General features: G+C 73.1%; 19 protein-coding genes. 12 read left to right on the top strand and 7 right to left on the bottom strand.

Features of this window, described 5'->3' with window-relative positions:
* The first annotated feature begins 54 nt into the window (after window positions 1-54).
* Both ACZ4EF_RS22240 and ACZ4EF_RS22245 read left to right on the top strand, forming a co-directional pair.
* Window positions 55-1,017 carry an electron transfer flavoprotein subunit alpha/FixB family protein gene (locus ACZ4EF_RS22240; protein ID WP_355343825.1) on the top strand — a complete coding sequence of 321 codons (963 nt, stop codon included), beginning with the start codon at window positions 55-57 and terminating at the stop codon, window positions 1,015-1,017.
* A gap of 144 nt (window positions 1,018-1,161) precedes the next feature.
* Entirely contained in the window at window positions 1,162-2,454 is a 1,293-nt protein-coding gene (locus ACZ4EF_RS22245) for a DUF6986 family protein (protein WP_467506201.1), read from the top strand.
* Window positions 2,455-2,545: 91 nt separating this feature from the next.
* Here ACZ4EF_RS22245 and ACZ4EF_RS22250 read toward each other — a convergent pair whose 3' ends face one another.
* Window positions 2,546-3,535 carry a LacI family DNA-binding transcriptional regulator gene (locus ACZ4EF_RS22250; RefSeq protein ID WP_355343831.1) on the bottom strand — a complete coding sequence of 330 codons (990 nt, stop codon included), beginning with the start codon at window positions 3,533-3,535 and terminating at the stop codon, window positions 2,546-2,548.
* A gap of 177 nt (window positions 3,536-3,712) precedes the next feature.
* Here ACZ4EF_RS22250 and ACZ4EF_RS22255 point away from each other — a divergent pair, with 177 nt between their 5' ends.
* The 3 genes from ACZ4EF_RS22255 (at window position 3,713) to ACZ4EF_RS22265 (ending at window position 5,404) form a co-directional block, all read left to right on the top strand.
* Window positions 3,713-4,684, top strand: a complete 972-nt coding sequence (locus tag ACZ4EF_RS22255; protein ID WP_467506203.1) for an ROK family protein — start codon at window positions 3,713-3,715, stop codon at window positions 4,682-4,684.
* 322 nt (window positions 4,685-5,006) lie between these two features.
* Window positions 5,007-5,192, top strand: coding sequence for a hypothetical protein (locus ACZ4EF_RS22260; RefSeq protein WP_467506205.1), 186 nt, complete (start codon window positions 5,007-5,009; stop codon window positions 5,190-5,192).
* Window positions 5,189-5,404, top strand: a complete 216-nt coding sequence (locus ACZ4EF_RS22265; protein ID WP_467506207.1) for an MFS transporter — start codon at window positions 5,189-5,191, stop codon at window positions 5,402-5,404. Before ACZ4EF_RS22260 ends, ACZ4EF_RS22265 begins: the two co-directional genes overlap by 4 nt.
* Window positions 5,405-5,454: 50 nt before the next feature.
* Here the strand turns inward: ACZ4EF_RS22265 and ACZ4EF_RS22270 are convergent, their stop codons facing one another.
* On the bottom strand, window positions 5,455-5,640 hold the full coding sequence (locus tag ACZ4EF_RS22270) for a hypothetical protein (protein WP_467506209.1): 186 nt from the start codon (window positions 5,638-5,640) through the stop codon (window positions 5,455-5,457).
* A 261-nt stretch (window positions 5,641-5,901) separates the two neighbouring features.
* Here ACZ4EF_RS22270 and ACZ4EF_RS22275 point away from each other — a divergent pair, with 261 nt between their 5' ends.
* Window positions 5,902-6,066: a hypothetical protein gene (locus ACZ4EF_RS22275; RefSeq protein WP_467506211.1), complete on the top strand. Its 165-nt coding sequence runs from the start codon at window positions 5,902-5,904 to the stop codon at window positions 6,064-6,066.
* Between the two features lie 305 nt (window positions 6,067-6,371).
* Window positions 6,372-7,406 carry an NUDIX hydrolase gene (locus ACZ4EF_RS22280; protein WP_355343837.1) on the top strand — a complete coding sequence of 345 codons (1,035 nt, stop codon included), beginning with the start codon at window positions 6,372-6,374 and terminating at the stop codon, window positions 7,404-7,406.
* Window positions 7,407-7,490: 84 nt separating this feature from the next.
* On the opposite strand, the gene ACZ4EF_RS22285 is transcribed toward ACZ4EF_RS22280, so the two are convergent.
* The gene (locus tag ACZ4EF_RS22285; protein ID WP_355343840.1) at window positions 7,491-8,864 is read right to left on the bottom strand and encodes a dipeptidase; all 1,374 of its coding nucleotides are present in this window, start codon (window positions 8,862-8,864) and stop codon (window positions 7,491-7,493) included.
* A gap of 159 nt (window positions 8,865-9,023) precedes the next feature.
* Here ACZ4EF_RS22285 and ACZ4EF_RS22290 point away from each other — a divergent pair, with 159 nt between their 5' ends.
* Window positions 9,024-10,277 carry a geranylgeranyl reductase family protein gene (locus ACZ4EF_RS22290; RefSeq protein WP_355343843.1) on the top strand — a complete coding sequence of 418 codons (1,254 nt, stop codon included), beginning with the start codon at window positions 9,024-9,026 and terminating at the stop codon, window positions 10,275-10,277.
* A 46-nt stretch (window positions 10,278-10,323) separates the two neighbouring features.
* Here ACZ4EF_RS22290 and ACZ4EF_RS22295 read toward each other — a convergent pair whose 3' ends face one another.
* Window positions 10,324-10,788, bottom strand: a complete 465-nt coding sequence (locus ACZ4EF_RS22295) for a nitroreductase family deazaflavin-dependent oxidoreductase (protein WP_467506215.1) — start codon at window positions 10,786-10,788, stop codon at window positions 10,324-10,326.
* A gap of 150 nt (window positions 10,789-10,938) precedes the next feature.
* On the opposite strand from ACZ4EF_RS22295, the gene ACZ4EF_RS22300 reads away from it, so the two are divergent.
* From ACZ4EF_RS22300 to ACZ4EF_RS22310, 3 genes are read left to right on the top strand one after another with little or no spacing between them, the layout of a single operon-like run.
* A complete protein-coding gene (locus ACZ4EF_RS22300; RefSeq protein ID WP_467506217.1) occupies window positions 10,939-11,721 on the top strand; it encodes a TetR/AcrR family transcriptional regulator in 783 nt (260 codons plus the stop codon).
* Between the two features lie 58 nt (window positions 11,722-11,779).
* On the top strand, window positions 11,780-13,189 hold the full coding sequence (locus tag ACZ4EF_RS22305) for a sensor histidine kinase (RefSeq protein WP_467506219.1): 1,410 nt from the start codon (window positions 11,780-11,782) through the stop codon (window positions 13,187-13,189).
* Window positions 13,189-13,854 (top strand): response regulator, encoded by a 666-nt coding sequence (locus ACZ4EF_RS22310; RefSeq protein ID WP_391050197.1) that lies wholly within the window; start codon window positions 13,189-13,191, stop codon window positions 13,852-13,854. Before ACZ4EF_RS22305 ends, ACZ4EF_RS22310 begins: the two co-directional genes overlap by 1 nt.
* On the opposite strand, the gene ACZ4EF_RS22315 is transcribed toward ACZ4EF_RS22310, so the two are convergent.
* The gene (locus ACZ4EF_RS22315) at window positions 13,815-14,261 is read right to left on the bottom strand and encodes a DUF6332 family protein (RefSeq protein ID WP_391164123.1); all 447 of its coding nucleotides are present in this window, start codon (window positions 14,259-14,261) and stop codon (window positions 13,815-13,817) included. The genes ACZ4EF_RS22310 and ACZ4EF_RS22315 overlap by 40 nt on opposite strands.
* 184 nt (window positions 14,262-14,445) lie before the next feature.
* Complete coding sequence (locus tag ACZ4EF_RS22320; RefSeq protein WP_391164124.1) at window positions 14,446-16,023, bottom strand: MFS transporter; 1,578 nt, start codon at window positions 16,021-16,023, stop codon at window positions 14,446-14,448.
* Window positions 16,024-16,110: 87 nt separating this feature from the next.
* Here ACZ4EF_RS22320 and ACZ4EF_RS22325 point away from each other — a divergent pair, with 87 nt between their 5' ends.
* On the top strand, window positions 16,111-16,506 hold the full coding sequence (locus ACZ4EF_RS22325; RefSeq protein ID WP_355343865.1) for a MarR family winged helix-turn-helix transcriptional regulator: 396 nt from the start codon (window positions 16,111-16,113) through the stop codon (window positions 16,504-16,506).
* 35 nt (window positions 16,507-16,541) lie between these two features.
* Here the strand turns inward: ACZ4EF_RS22325 and ACZ4EF_RS22330 are convergent, their stop codons facing one another.
* A complete protein-coding gene (locus ACZ4EF_RS22330; RefSeq protein ID WP_355343868.1) occupies window positions 16,542-17,324 on the bottom strand; it encodes a maleylpyruvate isomerase family mycothiol-dependent enzyme in 783 nt (260 codons plus the stop codon).
* Window positions 17,325-17,332: the final 8 nt, after the last annotated feature.

A 17,332-nucleotide genomic window follows, 5' to 3' on the forward strand; every position in this document is an offset into this window, starting at 1 on the left:
GGCCGTTCCGGTCCGTATCCGCCCCGTCAAACTTTTTCGTAGGAGTGCATTTCCATGGGTGAAGTCCTCGTCTATGTCGACCACGTGGACGGTGCCGTCCGCAAGCCGACTCTCGAACTGCTGACGCTGGCCCGCCGGATCGGTGAGCCGGTCGCGGTCCACCTCGGCCCCGGCGCCGACGCCGCCGCCTCCGTGCTGGGCGAGCACGGCGCCGTGCGGGTACTGGCCGCCGACGCGCCGGAGTTCGCCGACTACCTCGTCGTACCGAAGGTCGACGCGCTGGAGGCCGCCGCCAAGGCGGTGAGCCCGGTCGCGGTCCTGGTGCCGTCCTCCGCCGAGGGCAAGGAGATCGCCGCGCGGCTCGCGCTGCGCCTGGGCTCGGGCCTGATCACCGACGCGATCGACGTGGAGGCCGGCGCCGACGGCCCGGTGGCCACGCAGTCGGCGTTCGCCGCCGCCTTCACGACCCGCTCCCGGGTCAGCACGGGCGTCCCCGTCATCACGGTGAAGCCGAACTCCGCGCCGGTCGAGGCGGCTTCGGCGGCCGGGACGGTCGAGGCGCTGGAGGTGGCCTTCGGTGAACTGGCCACCGGCACCAAGGTCGTCTCGCGGACCCCGCGGGAGTCGACCGGGCGTCCTGAGCTGACCGAGGCCGCGATCGTGGTCTCCGGCGGTCGCGGTGTCAACGGCGCCGAGAACTTCTCGGTCATCGAGGCGCTGGCGGACTCCCTGGGCGCGGCCGTGGGCGCGTCGCGCGCGGCGGTGGACGCGGGCTGGTACCCGCACACCAACCAGGTCGGCCAGACCGGCAAGTCGGTGTCGCCGCAGCTCTACATCGCCAACGGCATCTCGGGCGCGATCCAGCACCGCGCGGGCATGCAGACGTCCAAGACGATCGTCGCGGTGAACAAGGACGCGGAGGCGCCGATCTTCGACCTCGTCGACTACGGCGTCGTCGGCGACCTCTTCCAGGTCGTCCCCCAGCTCACCGAGGAGATCAAGGCCCGCAAGGGCTGACCGACCCCTCCCGACGGCCCCCGCACGCCAGCCGCGTGCGGGGGCCGTCGTCCGTCCGGCGCCCCCCTGGTGGGGTGTTGACCTCGGCCTACGGCACGGCTAGCTTCACTTCAACGATTTGTTGAATTTCCGGGAGGGTGGCACATGGCGCAGGGCTCAGCGGGCGCGGCGGCGGCCGGTACGACACTGGCGGACGCGGTACGGGCGGACATCGGCGCCGGTCTGGCCGGCACCGACGCCGAACTGGCCCGCCGTTACCCCGGCGACCCCGGCACCCGGCAGCCCGTGCACACCGTCTACGTACCCGCCGACGCCTTCGGCCCCCGGACCGTACGCGACTGGGGCGACCAGGCGCTGGCCGCACTCGACGCCCACGCCCCGGACGCCGCCGCGCTCGCCGCCGTACTCGGCCTTCCCGCGGGGCCGTCCACCGGGCTGGCCGCCGAGGTCCACGACCGGGTGCGGGCCAAGCTGGAGCGCGAGCCCGTCGAGGACCTGCGGATCGACTTCGAGGACGGCTACGGGCCGCGCCCCGACACCGAGGAGGACGCGGCGGCCGTGGCCGCCGCCCGCACCGTGACGGCCGCCGTCGCGGACGGCAGCGCGCCGCCGTACGTCGGCATCCGGATGAAGTGCATGGAGGCGGCGGTCCGCGACCGGGGCATCCGTACGCTCGACCTCTTCCTGACCGCCCTGCTGGACGGGGGCGGTCTGCCCGACGGGCTGCTGCTGACACTGCCCAAGGTGACCTTCCCCGCGCAGGTCGCGGCGATGGCGCGGCTGTGCGAGGAGTTCGAGCGGGCGGCCGGGCTGCCGCGGGGGCGGATCGGCTTCGAGATCCAGATCGAGACCACCCAGTCCATCCTCGGCCCCGACGGCACGGCGACCGTGCCGCGGCTGATCGACGCCGCCAAGGGCCGCGCCACCGGTCTGCACTACGGCACCTTCGACTACAGCGCCGCGTGCGGGGTCAGCGCCGCCCACCAGTCGATGGACCACCCGGCCGCCGACTACGCCAAGGCGGTCATGCAGGTCGCCGCGGCGGGCACCGGCGTCCGGCTGTCCGACGGCTCCACCAACGTGCTCCCCGTCGGCCCGGCCGAGCAGGTGCACGACGCCTGGCGCCTGCACTACGGCCTGGTCCGCCGCTCACTGGCCCGCGCGTACTACCAGGGCTGGGACATGCACCCCGCCCACCTGCCGACCCGCTACGCCGCCGTCTACGCCTTCTACCGCGAGGGCCTGGACGCCTCCGCCGCCCGCCTCGCCGCCTACGTCGCCAAGGCGGGCGGCGACGTAATGGACGAGCCCGCCACGGCCCGCGCCCTCAGCGGCTACCTGCTGCGCGGCCTCGACTGCGGCGCCATCGACGCCGAGGAGGTCATCGAGCGCACCGGCCTCGGCCGCGCGGAGCTGGACACGCTGGCGGGCCGCTAGGCGCCTGTCCCGCGGATTGCGAACGGCCCCTGACGCGCCGGGCGCATGCCCGCAGGACAAGGACCGATGCCGTTACGGGCCCGGCGGGTGCTCAGTCGGACGGGGGGATCTCGCCGGAGCCGCGGGCGATCAGGCGGGCGGGGAGCTCCAGCCGGGCGGGAGCGGCGTCCGCGCCGCCCTCCAGGCGGCGGAAGAGCAACTGCGCCGCGCTGCGTCCGAGCCCCGGCGAGTCCTGGGCCACGACGCTGACCGGCGGGTCGAGCAGATCGGCGAGTTCGAAGTCGTCGAAGCCGACCAGGGCGACCGGGCGCGGGTGGTGGGACAGCACGCGCACCGCCGTGACGGTGACGCGGTTGTTGCCCGCGAACAGCGCGGTCACCGGCTCGGGACCGGACAGCAGGGACGCCAGGACGGCGCGGACCCGCTCGGGGTTGGTCGGGCCCATCGAGTACCACTCGGGCCTGATGGTCAGCCCCGCGTCGGCCATCGCCTCGCGGTAGCCGCGCAGTCGCTCGGCGGCGGTGTGAATGCCCGGCTGGTCACCGATGAAGCCGATCCTGCGGTGTCCGTGCGCGATCAGATGCGCGACACCGTCACGGGTGCCGCCCGCGTTGTCGGTCAGCACCATGTCCGCGTCGATCCGGCCCGCGGGACGGTCGACGAAGACCGTGGCCACCCCGGCCTCGATCTCCGGGACCAGATACCGGTGGTCGTCACCCGCGGGCACCACGATCAGCCCGTCCACCCGGCGGGCGCAGAACGCCAGCACCAACTCCTGCTCACGCCGCGGGTCCTCGGCGCTCGACCCGGTGAACAGCAGCGCGCCGTTGGCCCGCGCCACGTCCTCGACCGCCCTGCTGAGCGGGGCGTAGAACGGGTCGGCGAGGTCTTCGAGCACCAGGCCGACACTGGCGGTGCGGCGGGTGCGCAGCAGTCGCGCGCTGTCGTTGCGCCGGAAGCCGAGCGCGTCGATCGCCGCCTGGACGCGGGCGACCGTGTCCGGGGTGACGCCGGGCTCCTCGTTCACCACCCGCGACACCGTCTTGAGGCCGACGCCCGCTCGGGCGGCGACATCTTTCATGGTGGGCCGGGGAACTCGTCCAGAACTGTGGGTCACGATCGTAGTATTCCCTGCGGGAAGAGTTGGACAACGTTGTCAGAGTTAGGCGAGACTATCTCTGGTGCCGTTTCCGCGGAACCCCGGGCGATTCGCCAGGACATTCGTCAGGAACGTCAGGAAAGAGGAGATCCCCGAGCGATGCACCCCCAAGGCGCTACCGGTCCACTCGTGGCCGCAATCGACATCGGCGGTACGAAGATCGCCGGGGCGCTCATCGACGCGGAGGGGCGACTGCTGGCGCGGGCGCTGCGGGCGACGCCCGCGGGGGAGGACGGCGAGACGGTGGTGCGGGCGGTCACCGACGTGATCGCCGAGTTGCGGGCCACCGCCGTGTGGACCCGCGTCGTCGCCGTCGGCATCGGCAGCGCGGGTCCCGTCGACGCCGCGCACGGCACCGTCAGCCCGGTCAACGTGCCAGGCTGGCGCGAATTCCCGCTCGTCGCGCGGGTGTCCGACGCGGTCGGCGGCCTGCCCGTCGTCCTCACCGGCGACGGCGTCGCCATGACCGCGGCCGAGCACTGGCAGGGAGCCGCCCGCGGTTACGACAACGCGCTGTGCATGGTCGTCTCCACCGGGGTCGGCGGCGGTCTGGTCCTCGGCGGCGCCCTCCTTCCCGGGCCCACCGGCAATGCCGGGCACATCGGTCACATCAGCGTCGACCTCGACGGTGATCTCTGCCCGTGCGGGTCGCGCGGCTGCGTCGAGCGGATCGCCAGCGGGCCGAACATCGCGCGCCGCGCGCTGGACGGGGGCTGGGTGCCGCCCGCCGGTGCCGTGCCCACGGCGGCGGCCGTCGCCGAGGCCGCGCGCGGCGGGGACGCCGTGGCGCTGGCCTCCTTCGACCGGGCCGCGCAGGCGCTCGCGGCCGGGATCGCGGCCACCGCGACGCTCGTCGAGATCCATGTCGCCGTCATCGGCGGGGGCGTCGCGGGGGCCGGGCCGATTCTCTTCGATCCTCTCCGGGAGCACCTCGCGCGGTACGCCACGCTTTCTTTCGCGGCCGGGGTCGATGTCGTGCCCGCCAAGCTCGGGACGGACGCCGGGTTGGTCGGGGCGGCGGCGGCTGCGGCGCAGGCGCTGCGGTTGGACGCTTTTACGACGACGATCTGACGGGGCGGCTCGCCGCCGGGTCCGCGTCCGCGAGGGCGGTTCCTGTGGGGGCGGGGGCCCGCGGCGTGCTCGGCTCTTGTCGGGCCGGTGGCCCGACAATCCGAAGAGGTGACCGCCTCGCGAGGGCCGGCTGCGGTCCGCGGCTGCGCGCTGGCTGGGCGCGCAGTTCCCCGCGGCCCTCAAAAGACCTGGCGTGCCCTCTGGCGATTGGTGACGGCGGCGCACCGTGCTCGCCGAGATCTCGGTGCGCTCTCTTCCGAGGGATGAGGGCGTCTGGGGGCGGGCCCCGAGACCTTGGCCTCCGCGCGGTGTGCTTCGCGTCGTGGACGCCACCGCGTGCCGTGTCTCGTCAGGTGGCGCGCACTCCGGTGCCGCGCAGCCGATGACGGCGCTGATCGCCTTCAGGGCCTTTCAGGGGCCCGGCGCGGGCGGTCTCGCCGTGGGCGCCTTCTCGTTGATCGGCGCGCCGGTGCCCCCCGCGGTGAGCGGGGCCGCTACCAGGGCATGACCGCCTCGGTCATGGCGCTCGGCACCATCGGCGGCCCGCTGCTCGGCGGCTTCGTCACCGGCCACCTCGGCTGGCGCTGGGCCTTCTCCGTCAATCTGCCGCTCGGCCTGCTCGCGCTGGTGTGGTGCCAGGTGATGCTGCGGCTGTCCGCGACCCGCTACCCGCCTCCCGCGGCAAGGCCAGGACCGACTGGCCCGGCATCGTCCTCATGACCTTCGCCCCCTCCTCGGTCGTGCTCGCCGGGACCTGGGCGGGCAACCGTTTACGCCTGGGCCTCCTGGCGGATTGGCGCGCTGGCCGTCGCCGCCGCGCTCGGCCTGGCCGCCTTTGTCGCCTCGCAGCGCCGCGCGGCCGAACCCGTCCTGCCGTTGCGGGTGTTCGACACCCGGAACGTCCGGCTCTCGTCAATGATGATCTTCGCGGTGGGCGCCGCGATGTTCGGTGCCACGCTCGATCCGCCGCTGTACCGGCAGAGCGTCCAGGGCGCGTCGGCCACCAGCTCCGGCCGGTGCGGGGCTCGGCCTGCTGATGCGGATGCCCACGACGATCGCCCAGAACAACGTCGGGATGCGGGACATGGGCGTCGCGTCCGCCGGCACCACGCTCTTCCGTACGGTCGGCGGCTCGCTCGGCGTGGCCGTCTTCGGCTCGCTGTTCACCCGGGCCACCGAGGGGCGTCGGCCGGGCGCGGGCGGCGCGGGACGCGTACTTGCGTTCCGGCGCGACGGGGACGCATCAGATCTTCATGGTCGCCGCGGCCGTCTGCGCCGCTGCCTTCCTGGCCGCGCTGTTCGCCGAGGAGGACCCGCTGCGCGGCGGACCGGGCGCCGCGCCGAGGCCCGCCCCTGCCGCCGCCGTGCCGGATTCCCGCTGAGGGGCGGGGCGTTTCCGAGGACCGGGAGGCGGGAGCGACCCGCGCCTTCCACCGCATCGCGTGCGGCGCCCGGCTCGACACGGCGGGCGCTGGCCGGTCCGCGGTGAGCACAGGGTGGCGGCCGCGGAGGCGGAGACGCGGCCCGGGCCGCGCTCCGACGGCCCGCACCGCGACGGTCCGGTGTCCGTCACGCTGGCCTCCCCGCGCCGACCGCTGCGGCCGGTACGCGCCGCCGCGGGCCACGGCGCGTTTGCCGCCCACGATGATCCGGGCAATTCGTAGGGGTCTACGGAAAAGGGGGCACCGTGATCATCTGGGTGAACGGGGCGTTCGGCGCGGGGAAGACCAGCGCCGCACTGGAGATGCTGGAGCTGATACCGGAAAGCACCCTGTACGACCCCGAGGTACTCGGCGGCTGTCTGCGCCAACTGCTGCCGGAAAAACGGCTCCAAGAAGTGACCGACTATCAGGACCTGGCCATATGGCGGCGATTGGTGGTCGAGACCGCCGCCGCTCTCCTCAATGAGGTGGGCGGCGTTCTGGTGGCCCCGATGACCCTGCTGCGGCAGGACTACCGCGACGAGATCTTCGGTGGCCTCGCGTCCCGTGGCATCGAGGTCCGGCACGTACTGCTGGAACCAGGAGAAACGATCCTGCGTGAACGCATCGCCACCAGGGACGACCACCCCGACCGCACCGGAACGAACGACCGGGCCCGCCGCTGGGCGCTGGACCGCATCGCCGACTACGAGAACGCCCTGCCGTGGCTCGCCCTGGACGCGCACATCCTGTCCACCGCGGGCCTGACCCCCCGTCAGACCGCGCTGCGGGTCACCGAGGCCGTCGGGCGCGGCGCCGGGGCCTGCGGGATCGTCCAGACCCCCGAACCGACCGCGGAGACCGTGGCGTCCGGCGTCCTGCTCTTCGACGACGCCGACCGCGTCCTGCTGGTCGACCCGACCTACAAACCCGGCTGGGAGTTCCCCGGCGGGGTCGTCGAACGCGGCGAGTCGCCCGCGCGCGCCGGACACCGCGAGGTCGCCGAGGAGCTGGGGCTCGAACTCGCCCGCGGCCTCGAACTCCTCGTGGTCGACTGGGAACCACCACGCCCGCCCGGCTACGGCGGGCTCCGCCTGATCTTCGACGGCGGCCGGGTCGCGGAAGCGGACATCGGCCGCCTGCTGCTGCCCGGCGCCGAACTGCGCGGCTGGCGCTTCGTCACCGAGGACGAGGCCGCGGGACTGCTCCCACCGGCCCGCCTCGACCGGCTGCGCTGGGCGCTGCGCGCCCGCGAACAGGGCCGCCCGCTCAACCTGGAGGCCGGTCACCCGGCCGAATGACCCCGCCCCGCCCGGCCGCCGCTGCCCCCGCCGCCGCCCACCCGGCGTGGACGGCGGTGACGGCGGCCGGGTCCCGCGGGTCGGTCAGGCCGCGCCGCCCGCGGACTTGGAGGCCGCGTAGTGGCCCAGGAACAGCGCCTCCGCCAGCGACAGCCGCTCCAGCTCCCGCGGCGACACGCTCTCGTTGACCGCGTGGATCTGCGCCTCCGGCTCGCTGAGGCCGATCAGCAGGATCTCGGCTCGCGGATACAGGGTCGCCAGGGTGTTGCACAGCGGGATCGAACCGCCCTGCCCGGCCACCGCCAACTCCTCCCCGTACGCCTCCCGCATCGCGTCCGCCATCGCCGTGTACGCCGGGCTCCCGGTGTCCGCGCGGAACGGCTGACCGCTGCCGCGCTGCGTCACCTCCACCTTCGCGCCCCACGGAGCCGCCGCCCGCAGATGCGCGGTCAGCGCCTCGGCCGCCTGCTCGGCCGCGGTGCCCGGCGGGACCCGGACGCTCACCAGCGCGCCCGCGGTGGCCTGTACGGACGGGGTCGCGCCGACGACCGGCGGCGCGTCGATGCCCAGCACCGTCACCGAGGGACGCGCCCAGATCCGGTCCGCGACACTGCCCTTGCCGACCAGTTCCACACCGTCCAGCACCTTGGCGTCGCGCCGGAAGTCCTCCTCCGGGTAGCGCAGCCCCGGCCACTCGCCCGAGGCGTCGAGACCGTCGATCGTGGTCGAACCGTCCGCGTCCCGCAGCGACGCCAGGATCTGGATCAGCGCCCCCAGCGCGTCCGGCGCCGCCCCGCCGAACTGCCCCGAGTGCAGGTTGCCTTCGAGCGTCGAGACGCGGACCTCCGCCAGCACCATGCCGCGCAGCGTCGAGGTCACCGTGGGCAGCCCCACCCGGAAGTTGCCCGCGTCGCCGATCACGATCGCGTCGGCGGCCAGCAGCTCCGGGTGCTCCTCGGCGTAGCGCTCAAGACCGCCGGTGCCCTGCTCCTCGGAACCCTCCACGATGACCTTGATGTTCACCGGAGCGCCGCCGTGCTCGCGCAGCGCCCGCAGCGCCGTGAGGTGCATCAGCACGCCGCCCTTGCAGTCGGCCGCGCCACGCCCGTACCAGCGGCCGTCCCGCTCGGTCAGCTCGAAGGGCGGGGACAGCCACGCCGATTCGTCCAGCGGCGGCTGCACGTCGTAGTGCGCGTACAGCAGCACCGTCGGCGCGCCCTCGGGCCCCGGCAGCCAGCCGTACACCGACTGCGTGCCGTCGGGGGTGTCCAGCAGGGCCACCTCCTGGAAGCCCTCCGCCCGCAGCGCGTCGGCCACCCAGACGGCCGCCTTCTCGCACTCGCTCTTCGGGAACTGTCGTTCATCGGCCACCGACGCGTACGACACCAGCTCCGCCAGCTCCGTCCGGGCACGGGGAAGCAGAGCGGCGACAGTATCGGCGAGCGGGGTGCTGGACATAGGTGCTCCTAGCAGGAATCAGGTGGCAACATCGGTCGTTGGTGCACACAACGGGGTCGCTGCCGATGGTGCCACAGCGAGATGTTCCGGACGGGCGCAATAGGATGCGGCTGAACAGGGGCAACACAGCCGGACAGGCCGAGCGGGAGCGAAACAGACGTGAGCGGTGAGCAGGCGGCGCAGGACAGCGGCGCGAACGACGGCGAGGCGCTCGCGGTCTGGGACGTCGTGGTGATCGGCGCGGGCCCCGCGGGGGCCACCGCGGCCCACGCCGCGGCCGTGACGGGCCGTCGGGTCCTCCTCTTGGAGAAGTCCGAACTGCCGAGGTACAAGACCTGCGGCGGCGGCATCATCGGGTCCTCACGGGACGCCCTGCCGCCGGGATTCGAACTGCCCCTGCGCGACCGGGTGCACGCGGTCACCTTCAGCCTCAACGGCAAGCTGACGCGCACCAAGCGCTCCCGGCAGATGCTCTTCGGGCTGATCAACCGGCCCGAATTCGACAACGCCCTCGTGGAGGCCGCCTGCGAGGCGGGCGCCGAGCTGCGCACCGGAGTGACCGTCTCCCGCGTGGAGCAGCACGGTCCCGGTGTCCCCGACCGTCGCACCGTCGCCGTCGTGCTCAACGGCAGCGGCGGCCCGGCGGGCAAGGGCGTCGAGGAGACCGTCTACGCCCGCGCCGTCGTCGGCGCCGACGGCAGTGCGAGCCGGATAGGCGCTCATGTCGGCGTCAAGCTCGACCAGGTCGACCTCGGCCTGGAGGCGGAGATCCCGGTCCCCACGTCCGTCGCGGAGGACTGGGCGGGACGGGTGCTGATCGACTGGGGCCCGCTGCCCGGCAGTTACGGCTGGGTCTTCCCCAAGGGCGACTCCCTCACGGTGGGCGTGATCTCCGCCCGCGGCGACGGCAGCGCCACCAAGCGCTACCTGGACGACTTCATCGCCCGCCTCGGCCTGGCCGGGTTCGAACCCAGCGTCTCCTCCGGCCACCTCACCCGCTGCCGCGCCGACGACTCCCCGCTCTCCCGGGGCCGGGTCCTGGTCTGCGGCGACGCCGCGGGCCTGCTCGAACCCTGGACGCGCGAGGGCATCTCCTACGCGCTGCGCTCCGGGCGTCTGGCGGGGGAGTGGGCCGTGCGCATCGCCGAGTCCCACGACGCGGTGGACGCCAGGCGCCAGGCCCTCAACTACACCTTCGCGGTGAAGGCCGGGCTCGGCGTCGAGATGGGGGTCGGCCGCCGCATGCTGACCCTCTTCGAACGGCGCCCCGGAATGCTGCACGCCGTGCTCACCACATTCCCGCCCGCCTGGCGCGCCTTCGCGGGCATCACCCGCGGAAAGAGCTCGCTCGCCGAACTCGTCCGCACCCACCCGCTCGCCCGCAAGGCACTGGAGGCCGTCGACCGCGCCTGACATCGGCCCCGGCCCGGCTCCGGGCCCTGTGCCGTACTCCCGCGCCTCACTTCCCGTCGGTGGCGTGGACCTGGAAGATCGGGTGGTTGGGCGCTATCGCGCGCAGCTCCTCGTCGGTCGAATCCGGGCCCACGCCGTCGAAGAAGGCTCCGACCTCGGCCTTCCAGCGCTTGAGGTAGGCGCGCAGGATGGCGGGCTTGTCGTCGTCGGCCACCTCGGTGGCGGTGAACTCCTCGACCTTATTGCCGAGGTGCAGTTCGCCGCCGCCGGCCACCCGCATGTTGTAGGTCCACTGGACGTGGCCGCGCGGGGCCACCAGATACCGCCGGTCCTCGAAGGTCAGCAGATTCACCGGGGTCTGCCGCCACTCACCGCTCTTGCGGCCCCGGACGGCCAGCACCCGCGAACCCCAGACGCTCAAGCCGCGCCGGGTCAGCCAGCCGACCGTGCGATTGAGGACGTTGACGGTGAACCAGCCGGGCTTCTTGACGTGTGCGACCTGCTCAGACATGGCGATCTCTCCGATTTCTCGACTGCTGTCGTGACCGCTGTTGTGAGCGGTGCTCTCGCTTGAGAACAGTGTGCCAGCGCCTCGTGAGAAAAAGCAAGAGCACTGCTCTCTTTCTTGGCTGATGCTCTTGAAGGTGGCACACTGACTGCCATGAGCGTGATCAGAGGAGCCAGGGAACGGGCGAGGATCGAAGTCACCGCGGCCATCAAGGAAGAGGCCAGCCGCCAGCTCGCCGCCGAGGGAGCGGCGCGGCTCTCGCTGCGCGCGGTCGCACGCGAACTGGGCATGGTCTCATCCGCCCTCTACCGCTACTTCCCGAGCAGGGACGATCTGCTCACCGCTCTCATCATCGACGCCTACGACGCGATCGGCGCGGCGGCGGAGGACGCCCTGGCGAGCGCGGTGGAGCAGGGCGCGGCACCGGCCGACCGATGGGTCGCGATCTGCCGCGCCGCCGGCGAGTGGGCCGTCGCCCATCCGCACGAGTACGCGCTGATCTACGGCTCACCCGTACCCGGCTACACCGCGCCGCTCGACACCATCGGCCCCGCCTCCCGCGCCGCCCTGGCCCTGTTCTCCGTCGTCCGCGACGCCCACCGCGACGGCCTGCTCACGCAGCCGCCCGGCAATCCGCTCGCCGCCCCCGTCCGCGCCGACGCCGCCCGGCTCGCCGCGGAACTGGCCCCCGATCTGCCGGTGCGGACGGTCGCCGCGCTCGTCGCCGCCTGGGCGCAGCTCTTCGGGCTGATCAGCTTCGAGGTCTTCGGGCAGTTCAACCGGGTGGTCGAGGCCCGCCGTGAATTCCTCGAACTGGCAGCCGCGGGACTGGCCCGCCAAGTCGGCCTCGGCGCCCCCGCGAGCGCCTCGGCGGACACCCCTGACGACATACCCGCGGACGCGTCGGCGACGGACGGCGTACTCCCCGCGAAGTAGTCGCGGTGCCCCCGTACAGCGGACGCCGCCTCCCGGACCGCGGTCTAGCGTGGAACGCATGAGCAACGAGGAGCCGACAGGGCCGCCGCGCCACGGAATCCCGTTCGCACGGCCCGTCTGGATCCCCGCACTCGCGCTGGCCTTCGTCCAGGTCGTCGGCACCCGCGTGGCATCGGGCCACCAGACCGGCCGGGTCGACCTGGACTGGCTCGGCTACCTGCTGCTGCTCGCGGGCCCGGCACTCCTGCTCCTCCGCCGCCGCGCGCCGGTTGTCGTGGCCGCCGCGACCTGCGGCGCGACGCTGCTCTACATCACGCTCGGCTATCCCTACGGCCCGGTCTTCGCCAGCCTCGTCGTCGCCTTCTTCAGCGCCGTCGCCGCGGGCCACAGAAGGGCCGTGCCGGCCATCGCCCTGGTGTTCCTCGCCGGACACACGCTGATCGGCCAGTGGCTCTACCGCTACCTGCCGCCCTCCGGCGACGGCCGCGCGTCCTGGGCGGAGACCTCCGCGGCCGGTGCCTGGCTGCTCGCGGTGCTGGCCGCCGCCGAGCTGTACCGGGTACGGCGCGAGCAGATCGCCAGGGACCGCCGTGAGCGGGCCGAGGCCGAGCACCGCAAGGCCGACGAGGAGCGCATGCGGATCGCCCGCGAACTGCACGACGTGCTCGCGCACAGCATCTCGGTGATCAATGTGCAGGCGGGCGTGGCCCTCGCGTTGATGGACGAGCGGCCGGAGCAGGCGCGGACGGCGCTGGTCACCATCAAGGCCGCCAGCAAGGAAGCGCTGGGCGAGGTACGGCAGGTGCTCAGCACGCTCCGCGCCCCCGGCGAGGCACCGCGCTCGCCCGCACCGGGCCTCGACCGGCTCCCCGAACTGGTCGAACAGGCGGGCTCCGCGGGCCTGAAGGCCGAGGTCACCGTCGACGGCGCACCGGCCCCGCTGCCGCCCGGCGTCGACCTCGCCGCCTTCCGTATCGTGCAGGAGGCGCTGACGAACATCGTGCGGCACTCCGGCTCCCGCGCCGCCCGTATCCGCCTCGGCTACCGGCCCGGCAGCGTGGAAGTGACGGTCGACGACGACGGACCCGCCGTCGCGGGCGGCGAGAGCGGCGGGGGCAACGGCCTGGTCGGCATGCGCGAGCGGAGCGTCGCGCTGGGCGGCACGCTGGAGGCGGGCCCGCGCCCCGACGGCGGCTTCCGGATCCGCGCGCTGCTGCCGATCGTCGCGCCGGGCGTACCGGCCGGCGGCACCGAGGCCCCAATCGGCCCGACGCCCGGACCCTCCGCCCCGGCCGACCGCCCCGAGGGCCCGACCCCACCGGCCGCCCCGCCGACGCCACGCGCCGTACGATCGGGCACGGCCGAGCCGCTAGCGGGGGACCACCGCGCCGACCGGCCCACCCCCGCCGACGGAGCCGCTGAGGCGACCGAGTTCACCAAGGCCGTCGAGGCCACCGAGGAGCGTTAGTGATCCGCGTGCTGCTGGCCGACGACCAGGTGCTGGTACGCGCCGGATTCCGCGCGCTGCTGGACGCGCAGAGCGACATCGAGGTGGTGGGGGAGGCGGCCGACGGCGAGGAGGCGCTGCGGCTGGTCCGCGACATGACCCCCGACGCCGTGCTGATGGACATCCGCATGCCGCTGACGGACGGTCTCGCCGCCACCCGCCGGATCACCGACGACCCGGCGTTGTCCGAGGTCAAGGTGGTCATCCTCACCACCTTCGAACTCGACGAATACGTCTTCGAGGCGATCCGCGCCGGAGCCTCCGGCTTCCTGGTGAAGGACACCGAACCGGAGGAACTACTGCGCGCGGTAAGGGCGGTGGTGGAGGGCGACGCGCTGCTGTCGCCCGGTGTGACCCGACGGCTGATCGCCGAATTCGCCGCTCGTTCCAAGGAGCCCGCGCAGGCGGTCGGCCTGGACCAACTCACCGAGCGGGAAAGGGAAGTGATGGCGCTGGTCGGCATCGGGCTGTCCAACGACGAGATCGCACGCCGCCTCGTCGTGAGCCCGCTCACCGCCAAGACGCACGTCAGCCGTGCGATGGTGAAACTCGGGGCGCGCGACCGGGCCCAACTGGTCGTGATGGCCTACGAGTCCGGGCTCGTCCGGCCCGGCTGGCTGGGCTGACCCGACGTCACCGACCCACCGCCCGAAGGCGAACGGCCGGCCGCCGTACCCCACTGGGCCCCCGTATCAGGACCGGTTCCGGTGCCCGACTCGGCGCCCGCGCCCCTCTCGGCGCTCGCGTCCGCGCCGACCGGTGCCCCGGGTAACGGAATCCGCTCGTGCAGCGCGTGCCCCCGCTGCTCGAAGCGGCGGAGCGTCAGGGCGACGCGCCCGCAGAAGGCGGCCGCGGCGACGATCACCGCGGCGGTGAACCACCCTTCGCGGGCCGTGCCGTGGGCCTCGTCCGCCATGACCGGGCTCACCACCGCCAGAAATCCGACCGCCGCCAGCACGGCGCCCGACACCATGGCGAAGACCATTTCGACTGTAATGGCGTCGCGTTCCGCTTGCGTACGGCTTCCGCGCATCCCCCGCCCCTCCCGTCGCAATCGCGATGCGGCCAAGTCTGCCATGGCACGACCGGCCCCGCGCGATGCCTTTTCGCGCGGGGCCGGTCGTCAAGTGCCCGGATCGCCAAGGGAGTCGGAGGACGCCGGAAGGGACGCGGGATGGGAATCGGTCAGTCGGCCGAGCGGTCGGCCGATCGGGTGATCAGTCGCGCACGGCGACCTGTTCCGATTCGTCGGCCGCCTCGGCGGTGCCCGCGGAACCGGCAGACCCCGTGGCAGCCGCGGAACCGGCGGCGCCGGACCGTCCCGCGCCCCCGTTCTCGAAGTCGGCCGAGGACGCGACCAGGATGCCGTAGGACGCCTTCCTGCGGGTGAACAGCCCGGACAGGGTCAGCAGCAGGCCCACGAGACCGATGCCGGTGACGACCCACAGGCCGGGCCGGTAACTGTCGAGAATGGCCTGCTTGTTCGCCGGGTGATCGCCGCCGGCTGCGGTGACCACCGCGGTGACCACGGCGAGGAAGATGGCGCCGCCGACCTGGAAGGAGGTGTTGAGCAGCCCGGAGACCATGCCCTGCTCATGGTCCTTGACGCCGTTGGTGGCCTGGATGTTGAGGGAGGGGAAGGCCAGCGCGAAGGCGGCGCCGAGCAGCAGCATCGACGGCAGGATGGCCGCCGCGTAGTTCGGGTCCAGATTGATCCGGAGGAAGAGGATGTAGCCGATGACCAGCGAGGTGAAGCCGACGGCGATCACCCGTGGCGTGCCGAACCGGTCCACGATCGGGCCCATCCGGGTGGACAGGACCGCCACCAGTGAGCCCGCGGGCAGGAAGGCGAGCGCGGTGTGCAGGGCGCTCCAGCCCAGCACGTTCTGCATGTACTGCGTGACGAGGAACTGGAAGGCGACGTACGAGCCGAAGAAGGTGGCGCCGCCGAGGTTGGCCCTGATCTGGCTGGACGAGCGCAGGACGCCGAGCCGGATCAGCGGGGACGAGGAGCGGTGTTCGATGGCGACGAAGGACGCCAGCAGGACGGCGACGGCGGCGAAGGAGACCAGCGTGCGGGCCGAGGCCCAGCCCGCCTCGGACGCCGAGACCACGGTGAACACCAGCAACAGCATCGAGGCCGTGCCGGTGACGGCGCCCGGCAGGTCGTATCCGCGGCCCTTGCCGCTCTCGCGCGGGCTCTTCGGGATGAGCTTCAGACCGGCGGCGAGGGCGATCAGCGCGACCGGCGCGGGCAGCAGCATCGTCCAGCGCCAGCCCGCCTCGGTGAGGAAGCCGGAGAGCACCAGACCCATGGAGAAGCCGGTGGCGCCGCAGCTCGAGTAGATGGTGAGGGCGCGGTTGCGGACCGGGCCCTCGGCGAAGGTCGTGGTGATGATCGACAGTCCGGCGGGCGCGGTGAACGCGGCGCTGAGGCCCTTGATGAAGCGGGTCGCGATCAGCAGTTCACCTGAGTCGACCAGGCCGCCGAGCAGTGAGGCGACGGCGAAGACGCCGAGCGCGATGAGGAAGACGCGGCGCCTGCCGAGCAGGTCGGCCGCGCGGCCGCCGAGCAGCAGCAGGCCGCCGTAGCCGAGGATGTAACCGCTGACGACCCACTGGAGCGAGGACGTGGAGAGGTCGAGGTCGTGGGCGATCGAAGGCAGCGCCACGCCGACCATCGACACATCGAGTGCGTCGAGGAAGAGCGCCGCGCAGAGCACCAGGAGCGTGCCCCACTGCAGGGCACTCCATCGCTCCTCGGTGCGGGGGACGGTAGGAGACGGAGAGGTCATGGAGGCGAGACTTACATGCGCACGCATTCAATGCAAGCGCATTTAATGTCCGTGCATGAAGGGTTCGCTTTCTGCTACCGTGCAGACATGACCGGCGACAAGGGTGAGCGGGCGCTCGTGGACGAGTGGCGGCAGATCCTTGCCGTTCACGCGCGCACGGCATGTGAACTCGACCGTGCGCTGCACCAGTACGGGCTCGGCGCCAGCGACTTCGAGGTGCTGGACCTGCTCGCCTCCGGCGACCCCCAGGACGGCGGCTGCACCTTCCGCGTCCAGGAGCTGGCCGACCGCGTCCACCTCAGCCAGAGCGCGCTGTCCCGGCTCGTCGCCAGGCTGGAGAAGGACGGTCTCGTCGACCGCGGCATCTGTAGTGAGGACCGCCGGGGCGTACGCGTCGGCCTCACCGAGACCGGTCGCGCCCGTTACGAACAGGCCCGCCCCTGCCACCGCGCCGTGCTGGAACGGATGCTCGTCCAGAGCTGACCCCGTTCGTCAATCCGCGGGCCCCGGTCCGTTCGTCAGGTGATCTTCGCCGTCCGACGCCACAGCTCCACCAGTGCGTCGTCACCCGTCACCGACAGCCGCTCGTACGGCCCGCGGTTCCACAGCGCCAGATAGAGGTCGGCCGCCGAGCCGGTGACGGTGCAGTCCGCCTCACCGGGCGCGTCGCGCTCCGCGGTCGGGGCCTCGGGCGAGAGCCGCAGCAGCCACTCGCGGGCGCCGCCCGGCACGTCGGCCGCCCGGACCCGCAGCGTGCGCGGCCGGTCGGTGCGGAGCCTGGCCCGCCGCCTGGCCTGGAAGCCGGTCAGCAGCTCGTCCACGCCGTCCGCCGCGAAGCCGGTGGCCACCGGGGACGGGTCGCGGCCGAGCGCCGCCTCCGCGTCGATCCGGTGGATAGTCGTCTCATGGGCCTGGCGCCGCGCCCAGAAGGCCAGCGGCGAGGGTGCCGCCAGGAAGAACCAGCACGTCAGATCGGCCGGGGCGGTGACCAGCGCTTCCGTAAGCCGCCGATGCGTACCCCGGTACCAGTCCACCAGCTCCGGGTCGTCGGGCACCGCCGGGTCCAACGGCTCGCGCTCCATGCGGCCTTCGGCGACGTACCCGGTGGCCCAGCGGTGCACCGCGCCGGTGTGCGCCAGCAGGTCGCGCACCCGCCAGCCGGGGCACGGCGGCACGGGCGCGTCGAGACCGGCGCCACCCGCCGCGTCGGCGAGCAGCGTGCCCTCGTCGCGCAGCGTGTCGATGAACTCGGCTGTCTCCATGCTCCCCGTCCGCTTCCCCGTCCGCTGATCGCTCTCCATGCGCGGAT

This window comes from Streptomyces sp. NPDC025721 (assembly GCF_055558595.1).

Coding starts and splice junctions, on each gene's coding strand:
- ACZ4EF_RS22240 (WP_355343825.1), top strand. CDS start 55: ATGGGTGAAGTCCTCGTCTATGTCGACCACGTGGACGGTGCCGTCCGC.
- ACZ4EF_RS22245 (WP_467506201.1), top strand. CDS start 1,162: ATGGCGCAGGGCTCAGCGGGCGCGGCGGCGGCCGGTACGACACTGGCG.
- ACZ4EF_RS22250 (WP_355343831.1), bottom strand. CDS start 3,535: ATGAAAGATGTCGCCGCCCGAGCGGGCGTCGGCCTCAAGACGGTGTCG.
- ACZ4EF_RS22255 (WP_467506203.1), top strand. CDS start 3,713: ATGCACCCCCAAGGCGCTACCGGTCCACTCGTGGCCGCAATCGACATC.
- ACZ4EF_RS22265 (WP_467506207.1), top strand. CDS start 5,189: ATGACCGCCTCGGTCATGGCGCTCGGCACCATCGGCGGCCCGCTGCTC.
- ACZ4EF_RS22285 (WP_355343840.1), bottom strand. CDS start 8,864: ATGTCCAGCACCCCGCTCGCCGATACTGTCGCCGCTCTGCTTCCCCGT.
- ACZ4EF_RS22295 (WP_467506215.1), bottom strand. CDS start 10,788: ATGTCTGAGCAGGTCGCACACGTCAAGAAGCCCGGCTGGTTCACCGTC.
- ACZ4EF_RS22300 (WP_467506217.1), top strand. CDS start 10,939: ATGAGCGTGATCAGAGGAGCCAGGGAACGGGCGAGGATCGAAGTCACC.
- ACZ4EF_RS22305 (WP_467506219.1), top strand. CDS start 11,780: ATGAGCAACGAGGAGCCGACAGGGCCGCCGCGCCACGGAATCCCGTTC.
- ACZ4EF_RS22315 (WP_391164123.1), bottom strand. CDS start 14,261: ATGCGCGGAAGCCGTACGCAAGCGGAACGCGACGCCATTACAGTCGAA.
- ACZ4EF_RS22320 (WP_391164124.1), bottom strand. CDS start 16,023: ATGACCTCTCCGTCTCCTACCGTCCCCCGCACCGAGGAGCGATGGAGT.
- ACZ4EF_RS22325 (WP_355343865.1), top strand. CDS start 16,111: ATGACCGGCGACAAGGGTGAGCGGGCGCTCGTGGACGAGTGGCGGCAG.
- ACZ4EF_RS22330 (WP_355343868.1), bottom strand. CDS start 17,324: ATGGAGAGCGATCAGCGGACGGGGAAGCGGACGGGGAGCATGGAGACA.